Origin of the sequence: Chromobacterium subtsugae (genome assembly GCF_001676875.1) — a bacterium.
Classification (GTDB): domain Bacteria; phylum Pseudomonadota; class Gammaproteobacteria; order Burkholderiales; family Chromobacteriaceae; genus Chromobacterium; species Chromobacterium subtsugae.
Genome location: NZ_JYKA01000007.1, coordinates 48233 through 61408 on the forward strand (window position 1 = coordinate 48233; position 13176 = coordinate 61408).

General features: G+C 64.4%; 13 protein-coding genes. All 13 read left to right on the forward strand.

The annotated features are described in order from the left end of the window. The first annotated feature begins 42 nt into the window (after positions 1–42). Positions 43–744: a DUF1834 family protein gene (locus tag MY55_RS11235; RefSeq protein ID WP_065202368.1), complete on the forward strand. Its 702-nt coding sequence runs from the start codon at positions 43–45 to the stop codon at positions 742–744. 75 nt (positions 745–819) lie between these two features. Then, a complete protein-coding gene (locus tag MY55_RS11240) occupies positions 820–2265 on the forward strand; it encodes a phage tail sheath C-terminal domain-containing protein (protein WP_047248200.1) in 1446 nt (481 codons plus the stop codon). Between the two features lie 68 nt (positions 2266–2333). Further along, on the forward strand, positions 2334–2705 hold the full coding sequence (locus tag MY55_RS11245) for a hypothetical protein (protein ID WP_047248199.1): 372 nt from the start codon (positions 2334–2336) through the stop codon (positions 2703–2705). A gap of 111 nt (positions 2706–2816) precedes the next feature. Further along, entirely contained in the window at positions 2817–4502 is a 1686-nt protein-coding gene (locus MY55_RS23435; protein WP_157889289.1) for a hypothetical protein, read from the forward strand. After that, on the forward strand, positions 4502–5806 hold the full coding sequence (locus MY55_RS11260) for a DNA circularization protein (protein WP_065202370.1): 1305 nt from the start codon (positions 4502–4504) through the stop codon (positions 5804–5806). The genes MY55_RS23435 and MY55_RS11260 overlap by 1 nt, the downstream gene beginning before the upstream one ends. Continuing rightward, positions 5790–6851: a phage baseplate assembly protein gene (locus MY55_RS11265; RefSeq protein ID WP_043575058.1), complete on the forward strand. Its 1062-nt coding sequence runs from the start codon at positions 5790–5792 to the stop codon at positions 6849–6851. The genes MY55_RS11260 and MY55_RS11265 overlap by 17 nt, the downstream gene beginning before the upstream one ends. A gap of 13 nt (positions 6852–6864) precedes the next feature. Beyond that, complete coding sequence (locus MY55_RS11270; RefSeq protein WP_043575056.1) at positions 6865–7551, forward strand: phage baseplate assembly protein V; 687 nt, start codon at positions 6865–6867, stop codon at positions 7549–7551. Between the two features lie 60 nt (positions 7552–7611). After that, on the forward strand, positions 7612–7962 hold the full coding sequence (locus MY55_RS11275) for a phage GP46 family protein (protein ID WP_043575054.1): 351 nt from the start codon (positions 7612–7614) through the stop codon (positions 7960–7962). After that, entirely contained in the window at positions 7962–9050 is a 1089-nt protein-coding gene (locus MY55_RS11280; protein WP_043575051.1) for a baseplate J/gp47 family protein, read from the forward strand. The genes MY55_RS11275 and MY55_RS11280 overlap by 1 nt, the downstream gene beginning before the upstream one ends. Beyond that, positions 9047–9625 carry a YmfQ family protein gene (locus MY55_RS11285; protein WP_043575048.1) on the forward strand — a complete coding sequence of 193 codons (579 nt, stop codon included), beginning with the start codon at positions 9047–9049 and terminating at the stop codon, positions 9623–9625. The genes MY55_RS11280 and MY55_RS11285 overlap by 4 nt, the downstream gene beginning before the upstream one ends. Positions 9626–9716: 91 nt before the next feature. After that, positions 9717–10883, forward strand: a complete 1167-nt coding sequence (locus MY55_RS11290; RefSeq protein WP_052258043.1) for a tail fiber protein — start codon at positions 9717–9719, stop codon at positions 10881–10883. 11 nt (positions 10884–10894) lie between these two features. Next, the gene (locus MY55_RS11295) at positions 10895–11473 is read left to right on the forward strand and encodes a tail fiber assembly protein (RefSeq protein WP_047238777.1); all 579 of its coding nucleotides are present in this window, start codon (positions 10895–10897) and stop codon (positions 11471–11473) included. Between the two features lie 202 nt (positions 11474–11675). Further along, positions 11676–13064, forward strand: a complete 1389-nt coding sequence (locus MY55_RS11300) for a hypothetical protein (RefSeq protein WP_065202371.1) — start codon at positions 11676–11678, stop codon at positions 13062–13064. Positions 13065–13176: the final 112 nt, after the last annotated feature.

A 13176-nucleotide genomic window follows, 5' to 3' on the forward strand; every position in this document is an offset into this window, starting at 1 on the left:
TCACAATCCCTCTCATCCTCTCCGTCCTTTCAAGGAAGCTCCATGTCCATGCTGATCTCCGTGCAAACCGCCATCGCCGACCGCCTGCGCCAAGGCCTGGGCCGCATGGTGCGCGAAGTGGCGGCCGACCTCGACGAAACCGCGCTGTGCGGCCTGCAGCTGGCCCACGGCGACTACGCCAGCCGCCTCACCCCCGGCCAGGCCAGCCCCGTCATCAACACGCAGGCGCTGGCCAGGCTGCCGGCGCTGTGGACCGTGGCCGGCGGCATCGCCGCCAGCACGCCGCAGGCCAGCCAGCGCCAACGCTACAAAGCCAACGCGCAGTTCACCGTCATCGTCGGCGACCGCCTGCAAGCCGATGCCGGCTACGCCGGCGCCGGCGTCTGGCAACTGGTATACGCGGTGCGCCGCCTGCTGGCCTCGCAGGATTTCGGCCTGGCCATCCAGCCGCTGCAGCCGGAAAAAGTCCGCCCGCTGGGCCAGACCCCGCGCGACGGCCAGCCCTGGAGCTTGGTGGCCTGCGACTTCGCCACCTACTGGCTGGACGAAGCGCTGGACAACGGCCGCTGGCCGGCGCCGCAAGGCGACGCCGACCCGGACGCGCTGTTCCGATCCTTTGGCGGCCGCCTGGAAGACCCGGCCAAGGATTGGCAAAGCACCCAGCTCAACTACAGCCTGGCCGGCAATCCCACCCTCAAGGCCCAGGACACCCTCATCCAGCCCGCTCCCAAGCCGGCTCCGTAAGCACCCAGTTTCCCCGTCGCCGCGCCGTCCGGCGCGGCACTCTCACCCAACCGCAGCATCAGGAGTCCCACTCTCATGGCCAGCCCCAACATCAGCTTCGACCAAATTCCGGCATCCATCCGCAAACCGGGCAAATACTTCGAGTTCAACACCAAGCTGGCGGTACGCACCCTGCCGGGCAATCCGCAGCGCGTGCTGCTGATCGGCCAGCGCCTGGCCGACGATCCGGCCAATCCGGGCAAGAACGCCACCCAGCCGGCGCTGTCGGCGCTGGACGTGTTCAGCGACGAACAAGCCGCCCAGGCCTTCGGCCGCGGTTCTTACGCCCACCTGATGGCCCGCGCCGCGATCAACGCCAATCCCTATCTGCAACTCACCGTGATCGCGGTTGACGACGCCGCCGCCGGCGTGCCGGCAGCCGGCTCCTTCACCTTCAGCGGCCCGGCCGCCGCCGCCGGCGTGATGAGCCTCTATATCGGCGCCGTGCGCGTCGACGTGGCCGTCGCCGCCGGCGACGACGCCACCAAGATCGCCGCCAACGCCCAGGCCGCCATCGCCAAGCTGACCGACCTGCCGGTAAGCGCCGCCGCCGCCAAGGAAGTGCTGACCCTCACCGCCCGCCACAAGGGCGGCATCGGCAACGGCATCGCGCTGAAGGCGCAGGAACAGATCGCCGGCCTGACCGTGGCCATCGCGCCGATGAAGGGCGGCGCCGGCGACCCGGACATCGCCCCGGCGCTGGCCGCGGTGGTCAGCGGCGGCCACCAGATCGTGGTCAATCCGTTCAACACCGACGCCGCCCTGGCCGCGCTGCGCACCCACCTCGACTTCGTTTCCGGCCCGCTGGAACAGCGCGGCGCCATCGGCGTGATCGCCACCGTCGGCGCGCTGGCCGACGCGGCAGCCCTGTCCGCCAAACTGGACAGCGGCCGCATCACCGCCGCCTGGTATCGCGGCTCGGCCAAGCTGCCGGGCGACATCGCCGCCGCTTACGCCGCGGTGCTGGCCAGCGAGGAAGATCCGGCCCGTCCGCTCAACACGCTGGAGCTGAAAGGCCTGGACGTGGTGGACCTGGCGTCCCGCACCAGCCGCACCGAGCAGGAAAGCGCGCTGTACAGCGGCGTCACCCCGCTGGAAGTGGCCGCCGGCAACCGCGTGCAGATCGTCCGCGCCATCAGCACCTACACCAAGGACGCGCAAGGCGTGGACGACGTGTCGCTGCTGGACATCACCACCATCCGCACGCTGGACTACGTCCGCCGCGCCTGCCGCGAGCGCATCGCGCTGCGCTTCCCGCGTGAAAAGCTGTCCGACCGCACGCCGTCCAAGGTGCGCTCCGAACTGCTGGACGTGCTGTACAAGCTGGAAGAGCTGGAAATCATCGAACAGGTTGACGCCAACAAGGACGGCCTGATCGTCGAGCGCGACCTGCAGGACGCCAACCGCCTGGACGCCAAGATCCCGGTTGACGTGGTGAACGGCCTGCACGTGTTCGCCGGCCGCATCGACCTGCTGCTGTAAGCCTCTCCCACCCTCCGCCGGCCGGGCCATCCGGCCGGTTCCCTCCCCGCATCGAAAAGGAATATCCCATGGCTTTGAAAGAATACGCAGGCTCCATCGTCCTGGAAGTGAACGGCCAGGAAATCGACGTCATCGACCTCAACGTCAGCAGCAAGACCGGCCGCAAGCTGGTGAAGACGATGAACTCCAGCGGCCGCGCCAAGGGCTTCTCCCGCGGCGTCACCGAGTACGACCTGTCCATCACCGTGTCCATCCCGCTGACCGGCGATCTGGACTGGGAAGCGATCGAAGGCGCCAAGCTGACCGAATTCCCGCTGGCCGGCGGCAAACGCACCAGCTACCTCGACTGCTTCACGATGGAAGTCGGCGAGAAATACGGCGTGGAAAGCGAAGCGCGCCGCGATATCAAGCTGATGTCGCTGCGGAAGGTGGTCGAATAAGTCGTAGCTGGCCATCGTTTGATGGCCAGCTATTTTTTATCTTTTTTTAATTAATTGCAGAGGAATTGCCCGCTGTGGTTTCTATCAACTTAATCATAAGGAATTTCACATATGCCAATTGAAAAAAAACCACAAAAGGCAAGCATTAAAAATACCTACTCCAGAGGAAAAGACAAGAGATTATCTACCGACAAAACATCCTCTCAAAAAATAGCGGAGACGTTATTCTCACAGGAAAATTCCGATCCATCCCCTCCTGAAACTAAGAGTATTTTTTCTAATCAGCAAGTATCAGATTCCAAATCGATACTGGAGGGATTCCTAGATGCAATTACCAAAGAACATGGGGAGCTATCCGCACCAGGCGCCTTGGCAAAAGCAGGAAAAGACAGACTGAAACTACTTGGGAATATTGATAATGCAACCAAAGTACTCCAGCATGTTATCGCTGGAAACGATGATGAAGCTATAGTCCAACTCTCCAGAATTATTGGCGAATATGCTGGCGATAAGATAGGTGGAGAAATTGGTGGAAAACTAGGAGCAGCAGGCGGATCCTTGATTGGTCCGGAGGGAACGGTTGCAGGAGGAATCGCAGGAGGCACCTATGGGGCCATGTATGGCTCTCAAAAAATGGGTGATATTGCGGAGCGGATCGCCAGGGAACAACTCAACTATGTCGTTTCAAATGATGACGTGCCCCCAACAATAGAAAAAAAAGATGGTGGAAAGTACTTCCTTGCCAAGCATGGTGAAAACTATCAATGGTATGACGCCACCCCTCAAGAGGCTACGCAAAGTCGCAGCGTTGGTTCGCTAGCATCAAGCAATGAGAAAAAATACAAGCCGGTAAAAGATGAAAAACTCACAGACGAGCTAACTCAGGAATATGCTGAGAAAACTGGGTATATCAATAGAAGAATAAAAGAACAGAATAAAAAAAATCAAGAGGACAGAAGGAAAAATATAAAAAGGGGCCTCGCTCCCGATGGAAAAGAATTCAACAAGCAATATACCACTGACGGCAAAGGAGTCCATGCCAGTCAAATATGGGTAGAAGACAAAAAGAAAAACCAATTGATTGGTGTAAATACCGTTGACACTCAAGGAAAATCGATAAGCTCGGCGGATTATTATGACAAAGAAACCGGCCGCCATTTAGGAACAGAGACTGCCATCACCGAAGGAGGGAAAACAACCAAAAGCAGCACATTACCTTCCGATAAAAACTCACCGCCCTCGCCAAAACCCCACAAAATCAGCGCAAAGCCCAAAAATACACCCAATAGCGCGGACAATAAAAAAGAAAAAACAAATTCAGCACCAAACATACAAAAGAGAACACCGCAGAAAAATACAGCTCTAGGCTTGAACGAGCAGCAATCCCCTGTGCAGAAGGGAATTGCCAACTCGATTTCCCCTGCAACCAATTCAGCCACAGAGCCGAATGCCATCGAAAAAGACCCGAACCCAAACGTAGCGGCGGCAACCGAAGAACAGGTAGTCAAAACACATGCCTCAGGGCAGCTCTCAACCGTTGCCGATGAGATGCCCGATAAGACGAAAACACCGGCGCAAGACACCACGCTATCGCCCCACGGCCAGACCGATAAAACACAAATCCCGGCGCCATCAACCGGCGGCAATTCAGACTCTCAGCTTGCCGCTCTAATCGCCCAGCTCAGCTCAGCGCTTGCACAACTCACTCAACCCATACGCGTCGTCGTCGACGTCCAGCACGGCAACATCATCGCCGCCGTCAACGCCGCCAACAGCCAACAACAAAGGAGGAGCTGATGTTCAGCCTCAATCTGTCCGCCGGCACGGCCGCCGGCTCCCTGGTGGACGCCAGCTTCCGCGGCGTGCGCTTCGATTGCCTGAAAAGCCAGGACAGCGCCCAGCGCGACCAGGCGATGCACGAATACCCGTACAAGGACGGGGCCGATGTCGAGGATCTGGGCCGCAAGGCGCGCAAGGTGACGCTCAACGCGATGTTCTGGGGCGAGGGCTATCAGGACCGGCTGCGCGAATTCGTCGCCGCACTGGACGCCGCCGGCCCGGGCGAGCTGGTGCACCCGGTGTTCGGCAGCATGCCGCAGGCCCAGGTGCTGGACTACCAGATCAGCCACGACGCCGACGCGCCCGACTCCTGCGCCGTGGACATCAACTGGGTGGAGGCCACGCCGGGCAATCCCTTCTTCGCGCAGCACAAGCCGCTGCAGCAGAGCGAAGCCATCGACGCCAAGGTGGACGAGCTGCGCGGCATGGCCGGCGAAGCCTACGCCAAAGCCCAGGAACTGGTCGCCACCGCCAAGGGCGCGCTGGCCAGGCTGGGCGCGCTGCGCCAGCAGCTGGTCGCCACGGTGAAGGCGCTGGCCGACATGGCCAACCAGGCGGTGGCCCAGGTCAACGACCTGCTGGCCTATCCGCAAGCCTTCGTCAGCGAGGTGAACGGACTGGTGGACCAGGTGGCCGACTGGAAATTCGACCAGGCGCTGGACCTGGGCCCGCTGCCGGCGTTGAAAACCGCCGCCAGCCTGCCCGCCGCCACCCTGGCCGACTGGAATGCGCTGCGGCGCCGGCTGGACGGCCTGCCGGAGCGGATACGCCAGAACACCACGCCGCTCACCGCCAGCGCCGCCCTCACCGTGTGGAGCAGCGACCAGCAGCGGATAGACGCGCTGCTGCAGCTGAACGTCGCCACCAAGCTGGCCAGCGCCGCCAGCGGCATCTTCGGCAGCGAGGCCGAGCGGCCGACGCTGACGCCGCCGGCGCTGGAGCAGATCGCCGGCGACGTGCGCGGCTCGCTGCAAACCGCCATCGACCAATGGCGCGCCAATATGCCGGCCGACGCCGCCTACCGCGTGGTGGACAGCCTGCGCGAGCTGGGCCTGCAGGTGCAGCAGGGCGCCGCCGGCCTGATCGCCGCCAAGCCGCCGCTGATCGAACGCGCGGTGGAAGCCGAAGCCAACCTGCGCCAGCTGGCCCACCTGTGGTACGGCGACAGCGGCCGCGCCGACGAGCTGCTGCGGCTCAACCCGCAGCTGGCCTATCCCAACCACCTGACTCCGGGGACCGTGATCCATGGCTACGCCCGCTAAACCCGCCGCGGCGGACCACGCCGTCAGCCTGCAGATCGCCGGCCGCCGCCACAGCGACTGGACCCACTATTCGATCGACTCCGACCTCGCCGTGCCCGCCGACGGCTGGCAAGTGGCGCTGGGCCTGCCCGGCGGCGTCTTTCCGCCGGAAGTGGAGCCGGGCGCGATGATCCAGGTGCAGGTGGGCGCGGAAACCGTGCTGATGGGCCGGGTGGACGACATCAGCCACAGCGTCGCCGCCGGCAGCCACCAACTGGCGCTGTCCGGCCGCGACCTCGCCGGCATGCTGCTCGATTGCAGCGCGCCGCTGCTCACCGCCAAGAACATGACGCTGCGCGACGTGCTGGAAAACGTGGTGAAGCCGCTGGGCATCGCCCGGATACGGGTGGACGCCAAAGGCAGCCGGCCGCTGGAAAAAATCAGCGTGGACCCCGGCAACAGCGCCTGGGACGTGCTCACCCGCGCCGCCCAGGCCAACGGCCTGAGCGCCTGGTTCGACCCGGACGGCACCCTGGTGGTGGGCGGCCCGGACTACAGCCAGCCGGCCGGCGCGCGGCTGATCCTGCGCCGCGACGGCCAGGGCAACAATCTGCTCAGCCTGGCCGAAACCCGCTCGCACGCGCAGCGCTACTCCGAATTGACGCTGCTGGGCCAGGGCCACGGCCAGGCGCTGACGCCGGGCCGCCACGCGATGAAGCACCACAGCTTCGATTCCGACGTCTGCTACCACAAGCCGCGCATCCAGGTGGAGCCGGACGCCGCCAGCCCGGCGGAGCTGGCGGCGCGCGCCGACAAGATGCTGGCCGACTCCCGCCTGGCCGGCTACACCCTGTCCGCCACCGTGGCCGGCCACCGCGACAGCCGCGGCATGCTGTGGACGCCGGGGCAGCGCATCGAGGTGGAAAGCGAGCCGCACGGCATCAACGGCGTCTATTTCCTGATGGCGCGCACCTTCGAAGGCGGCCGCGGCCAGGGCAGCGTCACCCGGCTGACGCTGAAAGAAGACAAATGCTGGATTCCGGTGATGCGCGCCGGCAAACAATGACAGGAGACACCCCATGTGGCATGAAGTAGACCACCGCATCCGCCGCGCCTTCAGCAATGTGCGCCAGGGCTTCCGCGCCGCGCTCACCCACGTGGACAGCGCGGGCGCGGTGCAGACCGCCCAGGCCGAAGGCCTGGCCGGCGAACAGCTGCAGGACGCCGAGCTGTTCCAGCACTACGGCTACACCTCCAACCCGCCGCCGGGTAGCATGGCGATGGTGCTGCCGCTGGGTGGCCGCACCAGCCACAGCGTGGTGCTGGCCACCGAGCACGGCAGCTACCGGCTGCAATCGCTGCAGCCGGGAGAAGTGGCGCTGTATAGCGACGAAGGCAGCAAGATCGTGCTCAAACGCGGCAAGATCATCGAGGCCACCTGCGACCACTTCGTGCTGAACTGCCAAACCATGCAGGTCAAGGCCAGCGACAGCATCGCCCTCCAATGCCAAACCATGCAGGTGAACGCCGACCAGCAGGCCGCCTTCGCCACGCCCACGCTGCAAACCAGCCAGCAGCTGGTCGCCCAGGGCCAGATCAGCGGCAACGGCGGCCTGGCGGTGCAGGGCGGCGGCGGCGCCAGCTTCAGCGGCGACATCAAACTGTCCGGCGCGATGAACGCCAGCGGCGACGTGAACGCCGGCGGCAAGAGCCTGGTTTCCCACATCCACGACGCGCCGAACGGCCCCACCAGCCCGCCCAAGTAAACGGCGCCGCGACTGACCGGCGTCCGCTGCCCACCCCTCCCCGTTTCCAGGAAAATAGCCATGGACCCACTGCTGGACCCCGCCACCGGCGACTACGCCGGCACTTCCACCGATACCCTCGCCAACGCCGTCTACCTGCGCCTGATGACCCCTCTGGGCGGCTGGTGGGCCGACCCGACGCTGGGCTCGCGCCTGCATGAGCTGTCCCGCGCCAAGGACAGCGGCCGCGTCGACCTCCTGGCCTGCCAATACGCCGAACAGGCGCTGCAACCCTTGCGCCAGGACGGCCGCGCCAGCCGGATCGAGGTGTCCTCCAGCCGGCAAGGCCCGGGCCGGCTTCTACTCCAGATCCGCGTCGCCGAGGCCGGCGGCCGCACCCGACATTTCCAACATCAAGTGAGGATAGCCTGATGCCCCTGCCCACTCCCGACTTCGCCAGCATCCGCGACACGCTGCTGCGCGACCTGCAAAACCTGCGCGCCGACGCCGACACCGGGCCGGACAGCGATTTCTTCGTCCGCGCCAGCTCGGTGGCCAGCGCGGCCGAAGGCCTGTACCAGCACCAAAGCTGGATCGCTCGCCAGATCTTCCCCGACACCGCCGACAGCGAATACCTCGAGCAGCACGCCCGCCTGCGCGGCATCGTGCGCAAACCAGCCAGCGCGGCCGCCGGCAAGCTGCAGCTGAGCGGCAACCCCAACACCATGGTCAACGGCAGCCTGCAAGTGCGGCTGGGCGACCAGCTGTACGCCACGCCGGCCACCGGCGGCGACGGCGGCCCCTACGCCTTTCAGCTGGACGCCAATGGCCAGGCCACGGTCGACATCCGCGCCAGCCAGCCCGGCCCGGCCGGCAACCAGCCCGCCAATCTGCAGGTGGACCTGATGCAGGCGCCGCCCGGCGTCGCCGGCAAGGCGCTGCTGCTCAGCATGGGCGGCGCGGTGGATGTGGAAAGCGACCAGGCCTTGCTGGAGCGGCTGCTGGAATTGATACGCCGGCCGCCCGCCGGCGGCAACCAGCACGACTACCGGCGCTGGGCGCTGGAAGTGAAGGGCGTCACCGCCGCCTACGTCTACCCGCTGCGGCGCGGCCTGGGCACCGTCGACGTAGTGGTCACCGCCAACAACGACCTGCCGTCGGCCGACACCCTGGCCGCGGTGCAAGCCCATATCGAAGACCTGCGGCCGGTCACCGCCAAGAGCTGCCTGGTGCTGGCGCCGACCCCGCGCGCGGTCGACATCGACCTCGCGCTCAATCTGGGCGGCATCAGCCCGGACGTCTTCACGCCGCAGCTGCAGCAAACGCTGCAAGCCTACTTCGCCGGCCTCGCTCCGGGCGAGCGCCTGGTCAAAAGCCGGATCGAGGCGCTGATCTCCGATCTGCCCGGCGTGCAAGACCGCCAGCTCAACGCCCCCGCCGGCAATGTCGCGCCGGTTTCCGACGCCGGCAAGGTGGAATGGCTGCGGCTGGGCAAATTGACGCTGAGGGCGATGCCATGATGCCGCAGCCCCCCTACCAGGAACTGCTGGCCCGGCTGCTGCCGCCGGCCAGCTACAGCCCCGACGGTCCGCGGCTGCAGGCCGAACTGGCCAGCGAGGGCGCGGCGCTGGACCGGGCGCAGAACAGCGCCCGCCAGCTGGCCGGCGCCGTCACCCCGCTGGCGGCCGAAACGCTGCTGCCGGACTGGGAGCGGGTATGCGGGCTGACGCCGCCCGCCGACGCGCCCTACCAGCAGCGCCAGCAGGCGGTGCTGGCCAAGCTGGCGGAAACCGGCGGCCTGTCCATCTCTTACTTCACCCGGCTGGCCGCCGGCATGGGCTACCGGATTAGGATCGACGAGCCGCAGCCGTTCCGCGCCGGCGTCAACCGCGCCGGCCAGCCCTTGTGGAGCGCCGACATTCCCTGGGTGTGGCAGGTGACCGTGTACGGCAGCAAGGTCCGCCCCTACCAGTTCCGCGCCGGACAATCGCTGGCCGGCGAGCGCCTCACCACTTTCGGCGACCCCAGGCTGGAAGAGCTGTTCAACGACCTCAAGCCCGCCCACACCTTCGTCTACTTCGCCTACCAGCCGTAAACCTCTCCCGACGCTCGTCCCGCGCGCGTTTCCCCCCCCTCGCGCCGCTGCTTCCGGCGGCAGCCCATCTTCCCTCATCCAGGAGCGCTTCATGCAAGATCCGATCAAGCCTGTCCCCTCGCCAGACCAGAAATTCCACGATGGCAATCCCGCCACCGGCGAACTGGGCACCATCGTCTCGGCCGACTGGCTCAACACCCTGCAATCCGCCACCCAATCCACCCAGCAGGAACTGGTGACCGTCATCCAGAACAGCGGCCAGAAAACCGACCCCGCGCGCCAAGACCAGTTGCTGCAAGCGATGCAGAACCTCGCCTGGGGCGGCGCGCAGCGGCCATCCACGCTGGCCGGCTATGGCATCGCCATCGCCAGCCAAGCGGAAGCGGAGGCCGGGAGCGATAACAGCAAGGCGATGACGCCGCTGCTCGTGGGGCAGGCGCTGAACGCCGTCGGCTTGTCCGGCTATGCCAAGCCCCTTGCCGCCGGCTCGCTGCAAACAGTGCGTCCCAATGGGCTCTATCACATCGACAACAACCTGGTCGACGGAACGCCGGTGAAAAGCAACGGCATGTTGCTGGCCAACTTCCTGTCTCCGCTCTGGGGCAGCCAGCTTTACTCGGCCTGGGGCGGCGCCACCTATGAACAAAGACTGGAAAACGGCAATTGGCAGCCCTGGATCCGGCTGCTGAAATCCGGCCAACAGAGCACGATGGCAGATTACGGCATCGTCGATGGCGCGACCTTGGCACAACTGAAGGCGGCAACGGCGTTTGCCGGCGCGGTCCTGCACTTCGCCATGCCCAACGCGCCAGATGGCTGGCTCAAAGCCAATGGCGCAGCAGTCAGCCGCAGCCAATACGCCGCGCTATTCGCGGCCATCGGCTCCACTTACGGCGCCGGCGATGGCTCCACTACCTTCAATCTGCCGGATCTGCGCGGCGAATTCATTCGGGGATGGGACGATATCGGCAAAACAGATCCTGATAGCCCCAAACGCAAAGTCGGCGATCGACAAGCACAACAAACCGCGACTCATAAACACGTGATTCCCTGGGGAGAGAACATTGCCGTCAACGCCACCGCCTTCGGCGGCACCAACAACGTCGGCCGAATGGGCTCTGTTGCAAATGACTACGACAACCGCTGGTATTACTCGAATGACGGCAGCGACTTTGACGGCGTGCTCAACCCCCCAGACACCATCGGCTCGGAAACCCGCCCCCGCAACATCGCTTTGCTCGCCTGCATCAAGTACTGAGGAATCACGCCATGGATAAACAAAAAACCGTCTATAGCTACCATCCAGAGACCTACGAATATCTCGGCCCAAGCCAGGCAGATTTGTCGCCGCTGGACCCGGGAGAAGTCTGGCTGCTCCCTGCCTGCTCCACTGAGGCCGAACCGCCGCCAGCCGACGAGCATCAGGTCCCCGTATTCCGGAACGGCGACTGGACCTTGCAGCCCGACTGGCGCGCCGTCCCGTTGTGGCGCAAGCAAACCGCTCAAGCGATACAGGCGCAGATAGGCGACACCCCGGACAGCCTGCAAGCCACCGCCTTGTCGCCGCCGCCCTTCGCTATCTGGCGTGGCGATGGCTGGAGCGTGGACGAGGCGACTCAATTGGCCACTCAAACCGTCGCTGCGCAACAGCAATTGCAACGGAAGCTGGCCGCGGCCTACCAGAGCCGCCGCCCACTGGAAGACGCCTCCGAGCTAGGTGTGGCCACAACGGATGAGCAAGCCCGTCTGATGGATTGGAAACGCTACTGCGTGGCGCTCTCCCGCCTGCCGCAACACCCCGGCTGGCCCCGGCTGGCCGATGCCGACTGGCCCAATCAACCCGCCTGAGTCCAAACCTCTCCACAAGCAACCGCGCCGATTGGCGCGGTTTTCTTTACCTAGCCACCGCCTGTCAGCACTGACAGGCGTCCGCTAAGCCCCGTCGGTCGGTTGCAGCACAATCTCCTCCGACCCATCGACAGCGACATCTGTCATCGGCCGAGCGCCGATTTTCCTTTGACTGTTCGGAGACACTGACATGCAAGAGCCCATGAAGCTGATCAACAGCGCCGACGGCCTGTTCCACGACGGCAACCCTTACTCCGGCGAACTCGGCACCGTCGTCACGTCCGACTGGCTCAACGGCGCCCAGTCTGCCATTCAGGCTACCCAACAAGAGCTGCTGACCGTCATTAAAAGCAATGGCCAGAAAACCGACCCATCTCGCCAGGACCAGCTGCTGCAAGCGATGCAGAACCTCGCCTGGGGCGGCGCGCAACGGCCCACCACGCTGGCCGGCTACGGCATCGCCGACGCGATGAAAGCCAGTGACTGGGGCGTGCAGGGCTACACCACGCTGCAGGTTGGCCCCGGCAAAGCCTTCGCCGGCATCCAGGACGCCTGGGACAGCCTGATCGGCAAGGTTTTGCAGGCCGATGTGCTGATCCAGATAGCCGACGGCCAGTACGCCACGAGCGGCATCACGCTAACCCACCAACCGTTCGCCAGCCGCATCCGCATCCAGGGCAATGTCGCCAACCCGTCGGCATGCAAGATCATCCTCGTGCCCGACGCCAACAAGCTCAGCCATGGCGTGATCTTTTCCCGCGTACAAGGCGTCAACTTCTCCGGCTTTCATATCGTCGGCGAGGCCGGCGCCAATCACTGGAGTCATCGCTGCCTGCGGGTGGAAGAAGCGTCGGTGGTATACGCCGACGCCGGCTCCATCGTGCTGGAGGGCGCCGGCAACGGGCTGGAACTGGATCAAAATGCGCGCGGCAACTTCGAGCGGCTACGCGTCCTGAACTGCAAGAATTGTGCGGTTCTCGTCGGCGGCGGCGCCCATGCCTGGCTGCCGTCCAGCACGCTGATCGGCCTGGGCAGATATGCCGAAACTGTCGTTCCAGCCTTCGTCAACGTCGATACTCCCAAATTCCGGCCCATGGGCTTGGAATGCCAGGAAGGCTCGAAGGCCTGGGCTAGCGACAGCAGCATTTCCAATGTCGATATCGGCTACATGACAACGCGGAACAGCTATCTGTGGTGCGATGGCACAGCGGTCGATCAAAGCAATATCGGCATGTATGCGCAATATGGCGGGGTTTGCTGGAGCTGCGGCGCGCAAGCCCGGCCATCGCTGCCTCAGGGCAGGCGCTCCAAGGTGACCAACTCGGGAAAAGGCTACTACGCGGAGTTTGGCGGCATCATCAATGCGGACATGGCCGTAGCGGAAAACTGCGAACACGGCTTTTTTGCCACCTGGAATTCGGTCATGACAGTCAGCAATGGCTGGGCGCGCAACTGCACCAAAGGGGGCTACCATGCCGAGATGGCATCAACGATCGCCGCTTACAATACAGATACGACAGGGACTGCCACGGCGTACGATCCCAATCAGAACTTCAGTAATTGGAACGGCATCGTCGTAACAAAAATTTGAGCACCTATCCCACCCTTCCTGACTGACAACCCGTCCACTGCCCGCTGGACGGGGAGTCCCGCACAATCAACGACATCAGTCATCGGCCCCCGCTGCCGACTCTTCTCATCAA

Excerpts from the sequence above, each read along its gene's own strand:
- MY55_RS11235 (WP_065202368.1), top strand. The coding sequence starts at position 43 with ATGTCCATGCTGATCTCCGTGCAAACCGCCATCGCCGACCGCCTGCGC.
- MY55_RS11240 (WP_047248200.1), top strand. The coding sequence starts at position 820 with ATGGCCAGCCCCAACATCAGCTTCGACCAAATTCCGGCATCCATCCGC.
- MY55_RS11245 (WP_047248199.1), top strand. The coding sequence starts at position 2,334 with ATGGCTTTGAAAGAATACGCAGGCTCCATCGTCCTGGAAGTGAACGGC.
- MY55_RS23435 (WP_157889289.1), top strand. The coding sequence starts at position 2,817 with ATGCCAATTGAAAAAAAACCACAAAAGGCAAGCATTAAAAATACCTAC.
- MY55_RS11260 (WP_065202370.1), top strand. The coding sequence starts at position 4,502 with ATGTTCAGCCTCAATCTGTCCGCCGGCACGGCCGCCGGCTCCCTGGTG.
- MY55_RS11265 (WP_043575058.1), top strand. The coding sequence starts at position 5,790 with ATGGCTACGCCCGCTAAACCCGCCGCGGCGGACCACGCCGTCAGCCTG.
- MY55_RS11270 (WP_043575056.1), top strand. The coding sequence starts at position 6,865 with ATGTGGCATGAAGTAGACCACCGCATCCGCCGCGCCTTCAGCAATGTG.
- MY55_RS11275 (WP_043575054.1), top strand. The coding sequence starts at position 7,612 with ATGGACCCACTGCTGGACCCCGCCACCGGCGACTACGCCGGCACTTCC.
- MY55_RS11280 (WP_043575051.1), top strand. The coding sequence starts at position 7,962 with ATGCCCCTGCCCACTCCCGACTTCGCCAGCATCCGCGACACGCTGCTG.
- MY55_RS11285 (WP_043575048.1), top strand. The coding sequence starts at position 9,047 with ATGATGCCGCAGCCCCCCTACCAGGAACTGCTGGCCCGGCTGCTGCCG.
- MY55_RS11290 (WP_052258043.1), top strand. The coding sequence starts at position 9,717 with ATGCAAGATCCGATCAAGCCTGTCCCCTCGCCAGACCAGAAATTCCAC.
- MY55_RS11295 (WP_047238777.1), top strand. The coding sequence starts at position 10,895 with ATGGATAAACAAAAAACCGTCTATAGCTACCATCCAGAGACCTACGAA.
- MY55_RS11300 (WP_065202371.1), top strand. The coding sequence starts at position 11,676 with ATGAAGCTGATCAACAGCGCCGACGGCCTGTTCCACGACGGCAACCCT.